This window comes from Chryseobacterium sp. HMWF035 (assembly GCF_003094695.1).
GTDB classification, from domain to species: Bacteria; Bacteroidota; Bacteroidia; order Flavobacteriales; family Weeksellaceae; genus Chryseobacterium; species Chryseobacterium gambrini.
Genome location: NZ_QEHP01000067.1, coordinates 1 through 18,506 on the forward strand (window position 1 = coordinate 1; position 18,506 = coordinate 18,506).

At 35.5% G+C, this 18,506-nt stretch carries 18 protein-coding genes; 5 read left to right on the plus strand and 13 right to left on the minus strand.

The window, feature by feature from the left end; all coding sequences use genetic code 11:
* Positions 1-352: 352 nt before the first annotated feature.
* Both DD829_RS11130 and DD829_RS11135 read left to right on the plus strand, forming a co-directional pair.
* On the plus strand, positions 353-2,164 hold the full coding sequence (locus tag DD829_RS11130) for a TonB-dependent receptor plug domain-containing protein (protein ID WP_116547739.1): 1,812 nt from the start codon (positions 353-355) through the stop codon (positions 2,162-2,164).
* 74 nt (positions 2,165-2,238) lie between these two features.
* Positions 2,239-2,955, plus strand: a complete 717-nt coding sequence (locus DD829_RS11135) for a DUF2490 domain-containing protein (protein WP_108410289.1) — start codon at positions 2,239-2,241, stop codon at positions 2,953-2,955.
* Here the strand turns inward: DD829_RS11135 and DD829_RS11140 are convergent.
* From DD829_RS11140 to DD829_RS11155, 4 genes are all read right to left on the minus strand, one after another.
* A complete protein-coding gene (locus DD829_RS11140; protein ID WP_108410290.1) occupies positions 2,952-5,003 on the minus strand; it encodes a M48 family metallopeptidase in 2,052 nt (683 codons plus the stop codon). The two genes, DD829_RS11135 and DD829_RS11140, sit on opposite strands and share 4 nt — an antisense overlap.
* A gap of 20 nt (positions 5,004-5,023) precedes the next feature.
* On the minus strand, positions 5,024-5,470 hold the full coding sequence (locus DD829_RS11145) for a phosphohydrolase (protein WP_084196341.1): 447 nt from the start codon (positions 5,468-5,470) through the stop codon (positions 5,024-5,026).
* 81 nt (positions 5,471-5,551) lie between these two features.
* Positions 5,552-5,884, minus strand: coding sequence for a YegP family protein (locus DD829_RS11150; RefSeq protein ID WP_116547740.1), 333 nt, complete (start codon positions 5,882-5,884; stop codon positions 5,552-5,554).
* A gap of 26 nt (positions 5,885-5,910) precedes the next feature.
* A complete protein-coding gene (locus DD829_RS11155) occupies positions 5,911-6,222 on the minus strand; it encodes a hypothetical protein (protein ID WP_116547741.1) in 312 nt (103 codons plus the stop codon).
* A gap of 128 nt (positions 6,223-6,350) precedes the next feature.
* On the opposite strand from DD829_RS11155, the gene DD829_RS11160 reads away from it, so the two are divergent.
* On the plus strand, positions 6,351-6,782 hold the full coding sequence (locus DD829_RS11160) for a DUF805 domain-containing protein (RefSeq protein ID WP_317047712.1): 432 nt from the start codon (positions 6,351-6,353) through the stop codon (positions 6,780-6,782).
* A 53-nt stretch (positions 6,783-6,835) separates the two neighbouring features.
* Here the strand turns inward: DD829_RS11160 and DD829_RS11165 are convergent, their stop codons facing one another.
* From DD829_RS11165 to DD829_RS11205, 9 genes are all read right to left on the minus strand, one after another.
* Positions 6,836-8,614 carry an acyl-CoA dehydrogenase family protein gene (locus DD829_RS11165; protein WP_108410471.1) on the minus strand — a complete coding sequence of 593 codons (1,779 nt, stop codon included), beginning with the start codon at positions 8,612-8,614 and terminating at the stop codon, positions 6,836-6,838.
* Positions 8,615-8,641: 27 nt separating this feature from the next.
* Positions 8,642-9,820: a thiolase family protein gene (locus tag DD829_RS11170; protein WP_116547742.1), complete on the minus strand. Its 1,179-nt coding sequence runs from the start codon at positions 9,818-9,820 to the stop codon at positions 8,642-8,644.
* 102 nt (positions 9,821-9,922) lie between these two features.
* Complete coding sequence (tnpA, locus tag DD829_RS11175; protein WP_108410665.1) at positions 9,923-10,387, minus strand: IS200/IS605 family transposase; 465 nt, start codon at positions 10,385-10,387, stop codon at positions 9,923-9,925.
* 84 nt (positions 10,388-10,471) lie between these two features.
* On the minus strand, positions 10,472-12,865 hold the full coding sequence (locus DD829_RS11180; RefSeq protein WP_116547743.1) for a 3-hydroxyacyl-CoA dehydrogenase/enoyl-CoA hydratase family protein: 2,394 nt from the start codon (positions 12,863-12,865) through the stop codon (positions 10,472-10,474).
* A 96-nt stretch (positions 12,866-12,961) separates the two neighbouring features.
* On the minus strand, positions 12,962-13,411 hold the full coding sequence (locus DD829_RS11185) for a MarR family winged helix-turn-helix transcriptional regulator (protein WP_076390553.1): 450 nt from the start codon (positions 13,409-13,411) through the stop codon (positions 12,962-12,964).
* Between the two features lie 164 nt (positions 13,412-13,575).
* Positions 13,576-14,499, minus strand: a complete 924-nt coding sequence (locus DD829_RS11190; protein ID WP_116547744.1) for an ABC transporter ATP-binding protein — start codon at positions 14,497-14,499, stop codon at positions 13,576-13,578.
* A gap of 98 nt (positions 14,500-14,597) precedes the next feature.
* Positions 14,598-14,975: a GxxExxY protein gene (locus DD829_RS11195; RefSeq protein ID WP_116547750.1), complete on the minus strand. Its 378-nt coding sequence runs from the start codon at positions 14,973-14,975 to the stop codon at positions 14,598-14,600.
* 196 nt (positions 14,976-15,171) lie between these two features.
* Positions 15,172-16,143, minus strand: a complete 972-nt coding sequence (locus DD829_RS11200; RefSeq protein WP_108410972.1) for an iron ABC transporter permease — start codon at positions 16,141-16,143, stop codon at positions 15,172-15,174.
* Between the two features lie 12 nt (positions 16,144-16,155).
* Positions 16,156-16,710 (minus strand): TlpA family protein disulfide reductase, encoded by a 555-nt coding sequence (locus DD829_RS11205; RefSeq protein WP_076390308.1) that lies wholly within the window; start codon positions 16,708-16,710, stop codon positions 16,156-16,158.
* A gap of 33 nt (positions 16,711-16,743) precedes the next feature.
* On the opposite strand from DD829_RS11205, the gene DD829_RS11210 reads away from it, so the two are divergent.
* Positions 16,744-17,868, plus strand: coding sequence for a ferredoxin--NADP reductase (locus DD829_RS11210; RefSeq protein ID WP_116547745.1), 1,125 nt, complete (start codon positions 16,744-16,746; stop codon positions 17,866-17,868).
* Entirely contained in the window at positions 17,865-18,482 is a 618-nt protein-coding gene (locus DD829_RS11215) for a vancomycin high temperature exclusion protein (RefSeq protein ID WP_185140318.1), read from the plus strand. The genes DD829_RS11210 and DD829_RS11215 overlap by 4 nt, the downstream gene beginning before the upstream one ends.
* Positions 18,483-18,506: the final 24 nt, after the last annotated feature.

The following is an 18,506-nucleotide window of genomic DNA, read 5'->3' on the forward strand; positions in this document are numbered from 1 at the left end:
TTTCAAAAGGAAAATATAAATTCACATAGTGTAGAATTGTATATACTTGCCTAAGCTAATAACCACGGTAAGAAATATTTAACCATATAGTGAATTTTTTAAGTATTTTTAAGTTCAAAGTATTGTTTTTTATTTTAAAATTTGTTAAAATTGTACCCATAAATATGTAATATACAAATGAGAAAGTTGTTCAGAGATCTTATTACACATTTAATGAGAAAAAGATAACAAAATTACTTCCCAAGATGCGATTTTTTCAGTCGCATCTTTTTTTATGACAACTATCATTTGTCATTCTTCATGATCTCCAGTACTTTTGCGCTCACGAAACTAACTGAGAATAAAACTGATTATGATTAAAAAAATACTTCCTGTTTTTCTTGTAGGAACTTTCTGCTTTACGCACGCACAGGAAAAATCTACCGATATTGAAACAATTGAGGTTCAGGGAAAACTTATTTCAACCCCTTACAAAACGGCAAACCAGAATATTACCATCATTACAAGAGAAGAAATCATCAATTCTCCTGCAAAAAGTATCGACGAAATTCTTCAGCAGGTTCCGGGAATGGATATCAGAAGGAGAGGAGCCAATGGAGTACAGAGTGATATCGGTTTTCGGGGAAGCTCTTTTGAGCAGGTTCTTCTGCTTCTGAACGGAATCAGAATGAATGATTCTCAAACCGGACATAACTCTATGAATCTTCCGGTAGATCTTGATGATGTGGAGAGAATTGAAGTAATAAAAGGTCCTGCAGCAAGAAGATTCGGGCAGAATGCCTATGCCGGAGTGATTAATGTGATCACCAAAACGAATCCCGGAAAAAGAGTAAAAATAAATGCAGAAGGCGGAGATTACGAAACGTATGGCTTTGGTGTAAACGCTCAGCTTGGAAATGAAAAATTCTCCAACTCTTTACAGGCAAATTCTGCCGGTTCGCAGGGATATATGTACAATACGGATTACGAGATCAGGAATGTATTTTATCAGAGTAAACTGAATATAAAAGACGGTGACATTAGACTTCAGGCCGGTTTTTCTGAGAAAAAATTCGGGGCAAACGGTTTTTATGCATCAAAAGCAGCTACGGAACAGTATGAAGAAACGCAGGCTTCAATTGTAAGTTTAGCACATCAGCAAAGATTTGGCAAGATGAAGCTCAGTTCAAATGTATACTGGAGAAGGGGGCAGGATATGTATCTTTTCAACAGACAGAAGCCAGAAATTTACAGAAATATGCACATCGGAAACAATGTAGGAGGAGAAGTAAATTCTACTTACGAATGGGGATTGGGAACTACAGGAATAGGGGTAGAGCTTCGAAAAGAATTTCTGGTAAGCAATAATTTAGGAGAAAGAAACCGTTTTGTTTCACAGGTTTTCTTTGAACATCATTTTTCTTTACTGGATAAAAAGTTAAATATCACTCCCGGAATTTCCTGGGCAAATTATTCCAAAGAAGGAAACTTTTTCTATCCCGGTTTAGATGTGGGATTTACCTTTAATCAAAACAATAAAATCTACGGAAATATTGCAAAAGTTCACAGGGTTCCTACCTTCACAGATCTTTATTATGTAAGCAAAACCGAGGTTGGAAATCCGAATCTTAAACCTGAAAGTGCGGTTTATGCAGAAGTAGGATACCAATATCAGACAAAAAATATTCTGGCGAAAGTGAGCGGATTCCTTCGTGATTCGGGGGATGCGATCGACTGGACAAAAATTAAACCGAATGATGCGGTCTGGTATGCGCAGAACATTGGAGATACCACCATAAAAGGAATTGAAGCTGAGGTGAATCACAGGCTGAACGAATGGCTGAAATATACAGTAGGCTACACTTATCTGGATAATAAACTGAATCAGCCGGGGAATTTCGTAGCGAGATATGTACTGGATAATTTAAAACATCAGTTCATTGCAAAACTGGAAACAAAGTTCCTGAAAAACTTTACCAATGAAGTGGTTTACCGTTACAACGAAAGACTGAATAACGGAAGCTATAATCTACTGGATGAAAAATTAAGTTTTACCAAAAAAGATTTTTCAGTGTACGTTTTGATCAATAATTTAACAAATACTTCATATACAGAAACTTTTGGAGTTCCAATGCCGCAAAGATGGTTCCATATTGGTTTATCGTATACTATTAATATTAAGTAAATGTTAATTAATGATGAATTAAAGTTAATATTACGAAATTGTTAATTCATTTACATTTGCAAAAATTTTTTTAGATGAAACTATTTGTGAGTTTGGGTTTACTTTTAGGGATTACATTTTTTAAAGCACAGGAACATATTTCCAGCTTCAATGCACTCACCATCACTTATAAATTTCATCCTAAATTTTTCCTTTATCTGGAAGGACAGTCAAGAGGTATTGAAGAATATACATACCCCGATTACTACGAAATTAAAGGAGGATTGGGGTATAATCTTACCAAAAATCATAAACCTTTTATCGGTTTGGGAAGATATGCGACTTATAAAGATCGCTCTATCAACAAAGAAGAGTTCCGGGTATGGTTACAGGACGTAATCGATTTTAAAAAAGGAATTGTAAAGTTTGAAAACAGAATCCGTGCAGAAAAATCATGGTTTTATGAACCTCAGTCTGACAAAAATTCTGAAAGAATGCGTTACCGTTACCGTCTGAATGTAAGTGTTCCACTTAATGCAAAAGAAGTAAAGAAAGGAACTGTGTTTGCCAATGCATACGATGAGGTTTTCTTTGTAAGTCCTATGAAACCGACTTTTGCAAGAAACAGAGTGTACGTTGGCGGTGGTTATCAGATCGATAATAGTGTAGGAGTTGTTGCAGGATATCTTTGGCAGAGAGAGTTCAATGCTTCCTCAAACCAGAATTTTCATTTCCTGTATGTTGCTTTAAACATTAATATCGACGGAACCAAACATCCTGTTAAAACATTTGAATATCCTGGTGCGGATTAATAAGCTTTCTCTAATCTTTTCTGATATTCAATAAGCTCTTCTTTAAAATCGGTATAGATTTTATTGATTGTGATCTGATATTCATTAATCAAAGAAAATAAAACATCCACTTCCTTCTGAATATATTTGTCATGATTGAAATAAATATATTCAGAACTGATGAAATCTTTCATAAGCTGTTTATTTTCAATCGTTAAAAAGTCTTTGTATGCAGATTCTTCCGTAAAATGTTTCAGGATATCTTTAAACGGTTTTTCATTCTTTAGTAAAACAGCTCTGTGCTTACGAATTTCTTCCAATGGCAAAGTTACCATCATAAATTCCAGATGAGGGGTGAAATTATTGATAGAATTCTGAAAGACATCAAATTCTGTATCCAGTAAAGTAAATTTTCTGTATTTATCGGCTAAAATTTCTTTTTCCTGATCATCGGCGAGGCTGTAAAAGTATCTGAAAACAAGAATGTCATTTTCGAGTAGCTGCTTTTTAAGGATTTCAAGCTCTTCTTTAATTTTCGGAATTAAAAGTCCGGCTTCTTTTGATTTGTATAATCTTCCTTTGTAAGTAAAGGTTTTAATAGCTTTCGGATTGGCAACCAGATAATCCAATGTATACAGATCGCTTTCTGCTCCTGCTTTTTCATAAACCAAAGTAACTTTTTTATCACTGAAAAAATCCTGCGTTTCTGTAACTTCAGTATCATTTATAAGCTCATCAATATTTTCCAGAAGAGGATTATGATTTTCGTAATATCCGTTGAACCCCGAACTTATCAGTCTGTAAGGGTATTTTTCATTGTAAAGCTGAAGAAATAGATCATTATCATCAATTATCTTACCCGTACTTTTGATATTGTATAAAGTCAGATATTTACTCGTTAAAATTTTGCATACTTCCGAATATCCGCGAATGATATTTTTTGCCAGATTATTGTTTTCCGCAGTATTTTTTGTTTCGTTTTTCCGGATCATTTCAATTCGTTTATCCGTTTCAGGATGATATGACCACTGATCTTCAATTTTTACGTTTGTTTTATTATATCGGGATATATCTTCAAGATCAACTTTCGGAAGACCATGTTCAAAAAGATGATTATTTCTTTCGCTGAAAACCTTCATCAGCAAAGTCTGGTTTTCAAATAAATTTTCAGGCAAATATTGGTTGTTACTGTCTGCATAAAACATAAATGCATTGTTGAACGCAGCATTGCTTAGTTCCAGTCTTAATAATGAAGAAGCCTGCTCTTTGGGATTGGTAACGTAAGTCGCCACTGCATCGGCATGAAATTCCATTTCTCTTCGTAAGGAAGCATTGTTTTTAAACAGAAAATCTGAAAACATTTTTAAAATATACTGAAAGACGTTTATAAATCCTACCGAAATAACTCCTGTGATCTGAAATGCCCAATGTCCTGAACCGTGCTTAATAGAATTTTCAAAATCTTTATTGTTATAAACCGTATCAAAAATAATTTTTTCAGCCTGATTCACGTATCCTCCAATTTTCATGCTTCGCTGCGAGAAATGTCCGAATTCATGCGCAAGAACGGTTTTAAGCTCACCAACCGTTAAAGAATTTACCAGTCCGATGCCGATGGTAAGATTTTTTTTAACGGGTAAAAACATACTCCAGAACGGAGAACTGTAACTTACACTTGCGTTTACTTCCGGTGACAAAAAAACTTTTCCGGGTGTGCTTACTTTGGTCTCACGGATAATTTCATCAATGATGCCAAAAAGTTCAGGCTGACTTTTTCTGTCGATTTCTATTAAATGTCTTGTGGTGTACGTATTTTTTTTGAAAATAAATTTAATGAGGAAATAAAAAACAATAAATCCGATACTTATAAGTCCCAAAGCAATAATGACTGTAAAATAATTTGCATATAATGCGACAAGCCTTATCGCTCCATAACCCAGCAGAAAAATCATCAGCAGAGAGATAAGAATCAGGATAAGGTATATAATAAAGAATAAAGATACCGAAATAACAGCAGAAATCAACTTAGAACGGTAAGTTGATGAAATAGGAGGAAGGTTATTAGTCATTGTGTGTTTTTTATGTTTTTCTAATATTTTTCAATCAGATAATGATAGGCTTTCAGGTATTTATTGAATCTCTTAATGTCTTTTGGGGTAAGTTCCCGGTTTACCCTTCTCAGATCCATATTATCGCGCAGATCGTTTAATTTTACGGCAACCGCAAGAGGAGAACGTTCGGTTCTTCTTACGAAATCATCATAATCTTCATCAGGATCAAATTTTGTGAGGCAGCTTATCGCAAAAATAATATACTCCGGAAATCCCTGATCTCTTAAATAATCAAGGCTGAATTCCTGAGGATGATCTTCAACAACATCGTGTAAAACGCCTACAATTTTTTCGTCCATTGTTTTTCCGTATTCCATTACCCGCATAACGTGTGCAATGTATGGAGCGTGATATTTATCGGTTTGTCCTTTATGTGCCTTATCGGCTATTTTTATTGCCCGGTGGAGCATTTCTTCTTTTGTCATTTTTTGTAAAGTAGATTACAAAAATAAAAAATGCCTCAAAACTATGAGACATTTTACAAAAATTATTTTAGGATATCTTTTTTAATCGAGTTCTTCTTCCACGGAGGCGTTTGGCGCATTGTTTTTTACAGATTCAATGCCTTTTTCCATGCCGTTGTCAGATTCATACATCTGGCTGCTTCCGATAACCTGCCCGTTGGTAGCTTTCAGATTAAAATAAAAACGACCGTCTTTTGCGGTAAGTCTTTCAAATTTAGAGTCGTCCTGAGAGTTTTTTCTTACCGACTCAATACCATTCTGGCATCCTGCTTTAGAACTGTAACCTTCGCTGGAAAGAATTACCTGTCCGTTTGCCGCCTTTAAATTAAATTGAAACTCACCGTTTTTTCTTGTAGAAATAATAAATTTTCCCATGTGTATAATAATTTTTTAAAATTTGTTTATTTGGATGTTGAAGGAAGCTCTTTCTCCTCTTTTTTTGGTGCTTCCGGAGCAATAGAATTCAGCATTTTATAATCGTGATGATCTGTTTTGTTGTTTTTAAGACCAGAATATGCTGTCCCTTCTTTCGGTTTTGCAGAAGGCATTTTATACAAGTTTCTTTGATCCGATTTTTGCGGCGGCTGAATTGTCTTAGAATCCATTTTGTAAACCCTTACAGAATCTGTTCTTGGCATTAGTGGTTTTCTGATTTTTTGCTGTGCTGAAAGTGAAGCTGAAAACAGCAGAATGGCTAATAATGTTATTCTCATTTTTTGTATTTACGTTAAAAGTATAAAAAATAATTGAATTTAAAAAAAGGTTAAATGTAATATTTCAAAGACAATTGAATTTTCTTTTTTATTACATCTGAAAAATTTTAATTGAAAAATCATTACTTTTGAAAACAACAAAAAAAATTATAACTATGAAATGGTACTTAAAAGTATTAAAACAGTACGCTGATTTTAGCGGAAGAGCAAGAAGAACTGAATATTGGATGTATCTTTTATTTAATCTGATTTTTGCAGTTATTGCTGCGGTATTAGATAATATTCTTGGGTTGAAATTTACACCTGAAATTCCTTATGGATACCTTTATTTATTGTATGCACTGGTAACTTTTCTTCCGGGGTTGGCTGTTTCTGTAAGGAGATTGCATGATGTGGATAAAAGCGGGTGGTTCCTGTTTATTTCCTTAATTCCAATTATCGGGGGAATATGGCTTTTAGTGTTGTATGCGACTGAAGGAACACAAGGTAGAAACAAGTATGGAGATGATCCTAAAGGAAACTATAACGAAATAAACGAAATTGGACAAAAACAATTTTAATAAAAAAAATCCCGAAAGTAATTTCGGGATTTTCTATTATATTCAAACTATTTTTAATAGTGTCCTTTCTCAATAAAATGAGCTGCCACTTTTTCTGTTAGCGCAACCACATTAGGATGATTGGTATACTTCGTGAATCTTCTTAATCCGGAAAGCATCATTCTCTGCTCGTCACCATCTGCAAAAGAAACAATTCCCTCTTTTGCTGCAACAATGATTTTTTCAACCGCTTTATAAAGGTTTAACTGAGCCATTGCTGCTTCCACAGAATCAGGAGAGAAATGTTTTTCAGCTCTTAAAACTGCAGATTCTGCCATATAAATCTGGTTAAGAATTTCGGAAGCGTTTAACAGTAAATGCTGTTGTTTTTCAATATCCATCATGTATTTCTGAAGCGCAGCTCCGGAAACCATTAAGAACACTTTTTTAAGATTCGCAATAATTGCTTTTTCTTCGCTCATGAAAGCTGAATAATCCGGAACTTCGAATGAAGGAATTCCCATCAGTTCTTTGCTGATTGCCATTGCCGGAGATAATAAGTCTAATTCTCCTTTCATCGCTTTCTTGATGAGCATTCCAACCGCTAATAATCTGTTGATTTCGTTGGTACCTTCATAAATTCTTGAAATTCTTGAATCTCTCCAGGCTGCTTCCATTGGAGTATCTTCAGAGAATCCCATTCCTCCGTACACCTGAATTCCTTCATCCGCAGTATGTTGTGCTAAATCTGAAACGAAAACTTTAAGAATTGAACATTCTACAGCGAATTCTTCAACTCCTTTCAGTTCTGCAGCCTGATGATCCAGTCCTCCTGCAACAAGTTCTTCGATTTTGTCTTCAATATTTTTTGCGGCTCTGTAAGATCCTGCTTCACTTACGAAAACTCCGGTTGCCATTTCAGCCAGTTTCTTTCTGATCGCTCCGAAAGTCGAAATAGAAACTCCGAATTGTTTTCTCTCGTTAGAATATTGAATAGAGTGGTTTAAAATTCTTCTCTGTGCATCCAGACAAGCCGCCGCTAATTTGATACGGCCGACATTCAATGCATTTAAAGCGATTTTAAATCCGTTGTTTCTTTCTCCTAATAGGTTTTCAACAGGAATTTTCATATCATTAAAGAAAACCTGACGCGTAGAAGAGGCACGAATACCCAATTTGTGTTCTTCTTCACCAAAAGTAAGGCTTTCAGGATTTTCCAGTTCTGAACGGTTGATCACGAAACCTGTGATGTTTTTATCATCATCAATTTTAGCAAACAAAGTAAAGGTATCGGCGAATCCTGCATTGGAAATCCACATTTTCTGTCCGTTGATGATGTAATGTTTTCCGTCTTCAGACAATTTTGCTCTTGTTTTCCCTGAATTGGCATCAGAACCTGCATCCGGTTCAGTCAAACAATAAGCACCGAATTTTGTTCCCGCTGCTAAATCAGGAAGATATTTTTGTTTCTGAGCTTCTGTTCCGTAAAGAACGATGGGAAGGGTACCGATTCCGGTATGCGCTCCATAAGCTGTTGCCAATGAACCTGTAACTCCGGAAATGTAATCGCAGGCAAGCATGGTTGTCACGAATCCCATTCCAAGACCTCCGTAATTTTCAGGAACGGCAATTCCCAATAGTCCCATTTCTCCAAGCTTACGCATTACTTCTTCGGTAAATGCATAATCTTTTTTCTCGAAACGTTCTTTTTGCGGAACTACTTCTCTGTCTATAAATTCTTTCGCAGAATCGCGAAGCATTTTTTGTTCTTCATTCAGTTCTTCAAGACTGAAAATTTCGTTTGCAGGAATTTCTTTAATTAAGAATTCTCCTCCTTTTACTATATTTCCCATTTAATATTTGATTTTTTTCTTTTTTAGTTATAATAATTCAAAGATTGAAGCTGCTCCCTGTCCTGTTCCAACGCACATTGAAACCAAACCATATTTATTTCCACGTTTTCTCATTTCGTCAAGAAGCTGAACCGTTAATTTTGTTCCGGTACATCCAAGAGGGTGACCTAAAGCAATGGCTCCACCGTTTACATTTAAAATGTCCGGATTTAAGCCTAATTCCTTTTTGATCGCTACCGATTGAGAGGCAAATGCTTCGTTCAGTTCGATAAGCTCAATATCTTTTAATTCCAGACCTGCCTGTTTTAGAGCTTTCGGGATTGCATAAATTGGTCCCATTCCCATGATTCTTGGTTCCAATCCTGCTGCGGCATAAGCAACCAATCTTGCTTCAGGTTCAAGTCCCAATTCTTTTACCATTTCTTCGCTCATGACCATTACGAAAGCAGCTCCATCACTCATCTGGGATGAGTTTCCGGCAGTTACACTTCCTCCGTTGGCAAAAACTGGTCTCAATTTAGCCAGACCTTCTAAAGATGTATCCGCTCTCGGACCTTCATCAACAGAGAAATCAAACTTTTTAGTCTGCATTTTCTGGTTTTCATCCAAAAAATTATATTCAACGGGAATTGGAACAATCTGATTTTTAAATTTTCCTTCCTGATTTGCTTTTAAAGCTTTCAAGTGAGATTCAAATGCAAACTGATCCTGTTCTTCTCTTGTAATTTTATATTGCTTGGCAACTTCTTCCGCAGTGTAACCCATTCCCCAATAATAATCAGGGTTTGTTTTGGCAATCTGAGTTTCAGGAACCGGTTTGTAACCTCCCATCGGAATGTAAGACATCGATTCTGTACCTCCTGCAATAATGCAGTCTGCCATTCCTGCCTGGATTTTTGCAGAAGCAATCGCAATCGCCTCACTTCCGGAAGCGCAATATCTGTTTACTGTAACTCCGGGAACTTTGTCTGTATTTAAGCCCATCAAAGAGATAAGACGTGCCACGTTTAAGCCTTGTTCAGCTTCCGGCATCGCATTTCCTACGATAAGGTCATCGATTCTGTTTTTGTCTAATTGCGGAAGTTCAGCCATTAATTTTTCAATTATAGTTGCCGCCATTACATCGGGTCTGGTGAATCTTAAACTTCCTTTTGGTGCTTTTCCAACGGCAGTTCTGAAACCCTTTACTATATATGCTGTTTTCATATGTTTTATTTAATTAAATTTTTTTGAGAATTTTTTGCCTCATAGAGGTAAACTGTTAATAGTTGTTGTTTTTGCTTTGCGGAGCTCCGTAGGAGCGACCTGTTAAATTTCAATCCATTCAAATAAATATTCAGGATCATATTTAATTTCAAATTTTTCCATAAAATCCAGATATTCTTCTTTGAATGTTTTCTTTTTATGATTTTCTTCTTGGTTTAAAATATATTTCACAACTGAATCTATACTGCTTTTAGAGTAGGAAAAAGCTCCGTATCCTTCCTGCCAGTTAAATTTTCCATTCATCCATGCTTTCTCATTAATCAATTTTGATGAACCTGCTTTAATATCTCTTACCAAATCTGAAATTGTAATTGTAGGACTTATACTTACAAGAATGTGTACATGATCCGGCATTGCAAAAACTGCGAATAATTTTTGATTTCTGTTGGAAACAATACCTGTAATAAATTTATGTAATTCTTCTCTGTTTTCTTTTGGAATCAGATTTTGTCTTCCTTTAACCGCAAAAACAATTTGAATATAAATTTGTGTATATGTGTTTGCCATAAAACTAACAGGCCGCCTCTACGAGGCTCAATGTCTTTCTAAAATTATTCTGCTATTATCAGTTCGCTCCTACGGAGCTCCCTATTAATTTCTCAACGGTTTACCATTCTGTAACATATACTGAATTCTCTCCAGTGTTTTTCTTTCCCCGCAAAGCTGTAAAAACGTTTCTCTTTCGAGATTCAATAAATACTGCTCCGTTACAACCGTTGGCTCAGAAAGATTTCCACCCACCATTACGTTGGCTAATTTATCTGCAATTTTCTTATCGTGCTCAGAAATATAATTTCCGGTTAACATCTGGTCTGTTCCTACGTAGAACATTCCTAAAGCGTCTTTACCTAAAACTTTTACTTTCTGTTCGATAGGTTGAGTATATCCGTGTTCTGCTAAACTTTTTGCCAGCATTTTAGCAGTTTTAATCTGGCTTCTTTTATCTACGGAAACAATATCTTTTCCATGTTCTAAAATTCCCATGTCGTAGGCTTCATAAGCGGAAGTTGCCACTTTACCCATCGCAATATTCATAAAAGCTTCTCGAAGTCTGTTATTTTTCACGTCATCGCTATGGAATTCTCTTGATGTTCTTAAAGTTAGTTCCTTGGTTCCTCCACCGCCTGGAATTACTCCCACTCCGGTTTCTACCAATCCGATGTACGTTTCTGCTGCGGCAACCACTCTGTCGGCGTGCATCGTCATTTCGCAACCACCACCAAGTGTCATTCCGTGAGGAGCAACAACAACAGGAATAGAAGAGTAACGAACTCTCATCATTGATTTCTGGAAATAAGCAATTGCCATATTCAGATCATCCCAATCCTGTTCGATAGCCATCATTAAAATCATCGCTAAATTCGCTCCAACAGAGAAATTCGTACCCTGATTTCCGACAACCAGTCCGTCGTATTCTTTTTCAGCTAAATCAATTGCTCTGTTTAAGCCATCCAGAACTTCTCCTCCTAAAGAATTCATTTTGGAACGGATTTCAAAGTTGATAATGCCGTCTCCTAAATCTTCGATGGCAGAACCTGAATTGCTCCAAAGCGTTTTATTTTTTCTGATATTATCCAAAATAATAAAAGAATCCTGTCCCGGAATGGTATTGTATGATCCTGAGTTTTTATCCACATAGATACTTTGACCTTCTTCATTCACTTTATAGAAAGTCTCAACATGTTGCACCCAGTCTGAAACTTCATAACCTGCTTCTTTTGCCAGTTCAATACCTTTTTGAACGCCTACAGCATCCCAGATTTCAAACGGACCGTTTTCCCAGCCGAAACCGGCTCTCATCGCATCGTCAATTTTGTAAACCTCATCGGAAATCTCAGGAACTTTGTGAGAAACGTAAGCGAATAATGCACCCAAAGATTTTCTGTACAATTCTCCCGCTTTATCTTTTCCGCCAATTAATACTTTAAATCTGTCAATCGGTTTGTCGATATTTTTAGTTAATTCTAAAGTTGCAAAAGAAGATTTGCCTTGAAGTTCGTATTCTAAAGTATCCAGATTTAATCCGTGAATTTCAGATTTTCCTTCTGCATTTTTAACTTTTTTATAGAAACCTCCATCTGTTTTGGATCCTAACCACTTATTATCAACCATTTTCTGGATGTAATCCGGAAGGGCAAAAACATTGTTGAAGTCATTGGCTTCAGCACCGCTTTGGCGAACACCGTTTGCCACCATTACCAATGTATCAAGACCTACAACATCCGCTGTTCTGAAGGTCGCAGATTTTGGACGCCCAATTACCGGACCTGTTAATTTATCAACTTCAGAAACGGTTAACCCTAATTTCTGAACATTGTGAAGCAGATCCATCATAGAGAAAACGCCGATTCTGTTGGCGATAAATGCAGGAGTATCTTTTGCTAAAACGGTTGTTTTTCCTAAGAATTTTGCCCCGTAATTCATGTAGAAGTCGATAACTTCAGGAGCAGTATCGTTTGTAGGAATGATCTCTAAAAGAGGAAGATATCTTACAGGATTAAAGAAGTGTGTTCCTGCAAAATAATGTTTGAAATCCTCGCTTCTTCCTTCTGTTAATAAATGAATAGGAATTCCGGAGGTATTGGAAGAAATCAATGTTCCCGGTTTTCTGAACTGCTCAATTTTCTCATAAACCGATTTTTTGATGTCCAGTCTTTCAACCACAACTTCAATAATCCAGTCTGTATTTTTTATTTTTGGTAAATCATCATCAAAGTTTCCAACCTTTATTCTGTCTGCGAATTTCGGAGAGTAGAGTAGAGCAGGACTTGCTTTCTTGAGTTTTTCAAAGTTTTCGGAAGCGATTCTGTTTCGTACCGCTTTGTCATCTTTGGTCAAACCTTTTTTCTGTTCTGCTTCAGAAAGTTCAAAAGGAACAATATCCAGCAATGAAACTTCTACACCAATATTGGCAAAGTGAGCTGCAATACCGCTTCCCATAATTCCTGAACCAAGAACTGTAACGTGTTTGATTCTTCTTTTCATTTGATTTATTATTTGTAATTGTATTAATTCTTTTGTTTGGTCATTCTAAGTGTTATAAATAGATTCTTTCTTCGTCAGAATGACATCTTGCAGATTTTATTTTTTGTTGTTTAAGTCGGTTGCAATTTTCATGATTTCGCTCATCACTTCCTTAAAGGTATCAAGCTTTTCAGGAGAGATTTTTTCCATCACTCTTTTGTTGAAATTTACCACAACTTCCTTGGAAAGATTTCTGGAGTTCAGACCTTTATCCGTAAGTTTTATAATGACTTCTCTTTTATCAGTTGTTGTTTTTTCCTTATAGATATATCCGTTATCTTCCAGAAGTTTAATAATTCTTGTAAGAGAAGTAGGTTCAATTGCCATTTTCGGACCCAGATTTGTACTTCTTGTACCTTCTTTAGGATCAATTTTTAGAAGAGTAAGCGCCTGAACCGCCGTCGAATCGTGCTCCTGAGCTAATTCGGTGTACATTTTAGAAACAGCTAACCATGTCTGTTTTAAAATAAGATCTACGTTTTCTATTTTTTCTTTATTGTTATCCATCATTTTTGCCGAATGGTTATACCCAAATTTAGTAAATATTATGCATGCATAATATTTATTTGCGTTAAATTTTGTTAAATAAATGAAAATCAGCAGATTAAATTATATGATAAGCATAATACTATGCATGCATAGTATATGATTTATATAAAGAAAACACGGTATTAATGAATGGTTTTCACTAAATTAACGATTTCTTCAAAAGATTCGCATTGGAAGTTCTGTGAACCGTCATTAATGTTCCAAAAGTTGTCCTGAAACTCAAATTTCAGAGAAGAAAGATCTTTTTGAAAGTTTTTTTGAAGCAAAGAGTACAGCATTTCTTTGTAAGCGTCAGAAGCGATGATTTTAGGTGCCACAAATTTTTCATTGATCTGAAACAATGAAGGATTGATCAATTCATCATGCTGAAGCAGGACATCTTCTACGATTCCGGAAAACAAATCAGCATCTTTTACATACCAGATTTTGTCTGCAAATTCCTTGGCAAGACGCCAGTCGTGAGATGAAAAAAGGATTAATTTATTCTGTTCTTTTGCTAATTTCCGGAGTGTTTTGAGAATGATAATTTTATTTTTTTCATCCAGATGAGTCGTGGGTTCATCCAGTATAATGATGGGAGCGTTCTGTGTAATGGCTCTTCCGATAAATGCTTTCTGAAGATTTCCGTCTGACAGATTTTTAAGCAGCGTGTTTTTGTACTGCCCAAGATCAAGTTCTTCAATAATATGCGCAACTTCTTCTCTGTCTTCTTTTTTCAGCTCAAAATAAAAAGGATAATAAATGTATTTCCCCAACGAAATTAAATCTTCAACAGTATAATTCTGCGGAATTACCGAACTGGAGAAAACAATGGCAATCTGTTCTGCAATCTCCTTGACGGAAAGATTTTTTACATTCCTGTTATTGATGAAAATTTCACCGCTTAAAACAGGGATCTGATGCAGAATAGATTTAATAAGAGTAGTTTTCCCGACACCATTATTTCCAATCAAAAGGCAGACCTCGCCTAATTTCAGATGAGCTGTTGCATTTGAAATTAAGGTTTTATGATAGCCAATGTTTGCTTGTTTGATTTGTAGGTGCATTATGGTTGGATTTTCGCTAAGGCGCAAAGTTTTTTTTGCAAAAATACTGTTTTTAAGACGCAGGGAATTTGACTTTGTCAAATTTTTATTGTGTTTATTTATAAAAAGTTGACAATTCTTGTCACCCCGCTTTTAAAAATATCAGATTGAAAGTTTAAAAGCAGTCCTAATTTATAATTTGTCATTTTGAGATAAGTTAGAAGTTGTGCTTTATGCGTTGAGTTAATATAATCAACAGTTTTTATCTCTAAAATTAATTTGTTTTCGACAATCATATCTAATCTGAAAGCATTTTCAATTTTTAATTCTTCATAAACAATTGGAAGTAACTTCTGTTTTTCTACAAAAAGTCCGGCTTTTTTAAGTTCGTAGAATAAACATTCTTCGTAAACATGCTCAAATAATCCGGCTCCGAGCTTTTTATGAATTTTTAATCCTATCTCAAAGACAATTTTTGATAATTCGTTTTCTGTCATTTGTGTTGTGTTTTTTATTTTATCCTGTGTTGGTTTTTCGCAAAGGTGTAAGAAAATCAAAGATTTTCAGCAAGTGTTGTACAGCATTAATTTTGTAATAATTTTGAGATCCTAAATTTTATCAAAGATAAAATCCTTGCGCCTTAAACGCAAAATTATAAAAATAACTTTGCGCCTTTGTGAAAAACCAACAATATTAAATCTTATTCTGCTTCAAAAGCATCAGTAAAATTACGGGAATTCCGAAAACGGAGCTTATTACATTTAAAGGAATCCGTGTTTTTTCTGCGATGATGGAGAAAAAAAGCATCATCAACATTCCCAGCATCATGTTTAAAATCCATTGCTGCCAAAGCTTTGCCGGATTATAAATCAGTCTGCTGAAATGCGGAACAATGATTCCGATAAATAAGATAGGACCTAAAAAAGCGGTGATAGAAGCAGAAAGAAGGGAAGAGGCTGCAATAATAAATAGTTTAAGCTGATTCAGATTAACGCCCAGACTTTGTGCGTATGAAGTTCCCAATGAATTTCCTATCAATGGTTTTATTGTTTTAAAACAGACAAACAAGCCGATTATTATTAAAACCGATAAAACATAAATCTGATTTCTTGAAACCATATTATTCGCTCCGAAAGACCATAAAATATAGTTTTTAAGACTCTGATCTTCTCCATAAAACTGCAACAGAGAAACAATAGCTCCTGCAAAAGCCGAAACCAGAAACCCGAAAATAATGAGGTACGATTTATCCTGAAATTTTTTGGAAATGGAAAGAAGAATCAGCATCAGTAAAAGACTTCCGCCGATGGCTGCAAAGCTTAAAAAACTGTTCTGAAGAAATTCCGGGATGAGAAGATCGTGCGAAAAAAAGATGTAAAATGCGACAGATAAACTGGCAATGGAAGTAATTCCTAAGATATCCGGTCCGGCAAGAGGATTCTGAAAATATTCCTGCATGAGAAAACCGGAAGTGGGGATCGAAATTCCTGCCAAAAGCATTACCAAAACACGGTTCACGCGTATTTCCGCAATCTGGCTGTTGGAAGATTCTCCCCAAAAGTCCTGAAAATGTAAACTTAAAAATCCTGTATTCAGGTTAATAACCGCTGCCAATACAATGGCAATCAATAGCACCAAACACAGGATTTTAAACTTGTCTGACATAAAGTCTGAAGTTTATTTTAATAAAGAATTGATTTTTTCGTTGAGCATTTCCTCAGACATAGATCCTTCAACTTCTTCTGTTTTATCACCTTTTCTGAAGTGGGTAAAAGGAATTCCGTTTCCTTTCCACGTTTTGAAATTGCCGAAAAAAGTATCGTCAAATTTAGATTCGTCTACTAAAACAATATGGTTTTCCAGATTATTTTCTTTGGCAAAGGCAGGAACTTTATCTTTCCAGGCTGCTTTATCAAGAATATCTACAAAAGTAAATTTTACAGGTTTACCCTTTAGTTCCTCTATTTTTTTCTTAAAATGAGGAATTTCCATCATACAGGGTCCACACCAGGTTGCAAAGAAATTGGTAACATACAGAGTATCATTTTTTTTAGATAAATTCTCTACCAGATTTTGTTGAGAAATTTCTTTTAATTCAACTTTTGCAGTTTCTGTTTTATTTAAAACGGTAGTAGAATCTGTTGTTGCAACGCCTTCTTCATTTTTCTGGCTTTCCTTTTTACAGCTCGCGAGTGAAAAAACAACAAGCGTGGATAAAATTATCTTCTTCATAAATTATTTTTTATCTATTTTTGAGTTGAAGTTATGAAACAACAAATCTATAAAGGGAAACTTACACAGTTTCATTGGTTAAAAATAGCGAAAAAGGAAGAACTGACCAAAAATACTTTTTCTCTGGAATTCGAGATTCCGGAGAATCTGAAAGAAAATTTCAGGTTTGATGCCGGTCAGTTTGTCAGCATACAATTTCACGCTCACGGTAAGGAAATCATCAATGATTATTCGATGACTTCTGCTCCTTATGAAGATGAAATATCGTTGGGGATCAAAGTTAATTCTCCTGACGGAGCCACTTCACAGTTATTTAAAAATTATCATGAAGGTGATGAGCTTCTGGTAAGCGAGCCCAACGGAAGATTTACCTTAATTTCAAAACCGCATGAATTCAGAACCATTGTAGGATTTGCGGCAGGAATAGGAATTACCCCGATTTTAAGTCATTTTAAAAATATTCTCCATAACGAACCGAGAACAAGATTATTTTTATTTTTTGGAAATAAGAATTCGGAAGAATTAGTGTACAGGGATGAGCTTGATCGTTTAGCAAAAACCTGCGGCGACAGATTGCAGATTTTTTATTTTTTTTCTCAGGAGAATACCGCAAACAGCTTTTTTCATGGGAGACTGGATGATAGAAAATTAAGCTTAATCATTAATCAGATCCTTCATCTGGATGAAACTGATGAGGAGTCCACAATCTGGGATGCGGTGGATGAAGTTCTGATCTGCGGAAAAGGAGAAATGATAAAAACTCTTGCCAATGCATGTTATGATCACGGAATTCCGAAAAAAAATATTCATTTTGAGCTTTTTGAAGAATTTAATGACGATATTTATCCTGTAGAAAAAGAATTTCCGTTATTAGAAAACGTTGAACTGGCTTTTAAAATGCTTGGAAAAGAATATACTACCGTACTTCCGACCAACGAGGAAAGAATTTTGCAGCAGTTACTTGTACAGAAATTTCAGGTTCCGTATTCCTGCAAATCGGGAATTTGCGGAAGCTGTGAGTGTATTCTGGAGGAGGGCGATGTGGAATTGCTTGAAAATGAATATTTAACGGAGAATGAAGAGGAGAGAGGACATATTTTGGCTTGTATGTCGATTGCTAAAAGCAAGAAAATAAAGCTTAACTTTGACCTTAGTTGAGAATAATAAAAAACATATTTAACCTGATATTCATATCAATAGAAATGGGAATTCTGTTGATATGTCTCGCCAATGCGTGGGTTTTTGCGCTTACAGACGGAAGAACCTATACCAAAATTTCAAAAATTCCTCCAAGAGAAGTAGCTCTGGTTTTGGGAACTTCACCCAAAATGAGATCCGGCGTGTCCAATCCTTATTTTACGAAAAGAATGGATGCGGCAGCCTTGCTTTATCATCACGGGAAAATCCGGAAAATTCTTGTAAGCGGTGAAAAAAGCAAAGGATATGATGAGCCTGCTGCTATGAAAAACTATCTTATTTATCAGGAAGGAGTTCCGGAGGAAATTATTATGGAAGATCCGAAAGGCTTTAATACCTATCAAAGTATTCTCCGCTGTAAAGATGTGTATAGAAAAGACAATGTAATTATTGTTTCTCAGGGATTTCACAATCTTCGCGCTTTATTATTTGCCAGAAATAATAATATGAATGCGTTAGGTTTTGATGCGCAGGATGTTACAAAACCTGAAAGTTATTACAGAAATCAGTTTAGAGAAATCCTTGCAAGAACGGTTGCGGTGGTGTATTTCGCTTTGGGAATCTCGCCGGATTAAAAGAAAAGGTGGCATTTATGAGAA

What these genes read in the sequence shown, in the direction of transcription:
- DD829_RS11130 (WP_116547739.1), top strand. Translation starts at nt 353, where the DNA reads ATGATTAAAAAAATACTTCCTGTTTTTCTTGTAGGAACTTTCTGCTTT.
- DD829_RS11135 (WP_108410289.1), top strand. Translation starts at nt 2,239, where the DNA reads ATGAAACTATTTGTGAGTTTGGGTTTACTTTTAGGGATTACATTTTTT.
- DD829_RS11140 (WP_108410290.1), bottom strand. Translation starts at nt 5,003, where the DNA reads ATGACTAATAACCTTCCTCCTATTTCATCAACTTACCGTTCTAAGTTG.
- DD829_RS11145 (WP_084196341.1), bottom strand. Translation starts at nt 5,470, where the DNA reads ATGACAAAAGAAGAAATGCTCCACCGGGCAATAAAAATAGCCGATAAG.
- DD829_RS11150 (WP_116547740.1), bottom strand. Translation starts at nt 5,884, where the DNA reads ATGGGAAAATTTATTATTTCTACAAGAAAAAACGGTGAGTTTCAATTT.
- DD829_RS11155 (WP_116547741.1), bottom strand. Translation starts at nt 6,222, where the DNA reads ATGAGAATAACATTATTAGCCATTCTGCTGTTTTCAGCTTCACTTTCA.
- DD829_RS11165 (WP_108410471.1), bottom strand. Translation starts at nt 8,614, where the DNA reads ATGGGAAATATAGTAAAAGGAGGAGAATTCTTAATTAAAGAAATTCCT.
- DD829_RS11170 (WP_116547742.1), bottom strand. Translation starts at nt 9,820, where the DNA reads ATGAAAACAGCATATATAGTAAAGGGTTTCAGAACTGCCGTTGGAAAA.
- tnpA (WP_108410665.1), bottom strand. Translation starts at nt 10,387, where the DNA reads ATGGCAAACACATATACACAAATTTATATTCAAATTGTTTTTGCGGTT.
- DD829_RS11180 (WP_116547743.1), bottom strand. Translation starts at nt 12,865, where the DNA reads ATGAAAAGAAGAATCAAACACGTTACAGTTCTTGGTTCAGGAATTATG.
- DD829_RS11185 (WP_076390553.1), bottom strand. Translation starts at nt 13,411, where the DNA reads ATGGATAACAATAAAGAAAAAATAGAAAACGTAGATCTTATTTTAAAA.
- DD829_RS11190 (WP_116547744.1), bottom strand. Translation starts at nt 14,499, where the DNA reads ATGCACCTACAAATCAAACAAGCAAACATTGGCTATCATAAAACCTTA.
- DD829_RS11195 (WP_116547750.1), bottom strand. Translation starts at nt 14,975, where the DNA reads ATGACAGAAAACGAATTATCAAAAATTGTCTTTGAGATAGGATTAAAA.
- DD829_RS11200 (WP_108410972.1), bottom strand. Translation starts at nt 16,143, where the DNA reads ATGTCAGACAAGTTTAAAATCCTGTGTTTGGTGCTATTGATTGCCATT.
- DD829_RS11205 (WP_076390308.1), bottom strand. Translation starts at nt 16,710, where the DNA reads ATGAAGAAGATAATTTTATCCACGCTTGTTGTTTTTTCACTCGCGAGC.
- DD829_RS11210 (WP_116547745.1), top strand. Translation starts at nt 16,744, where the DNA reads ATGAAACAACAAATCTATAAAGGGAAACTTACACAGTTTCATTGGTTA.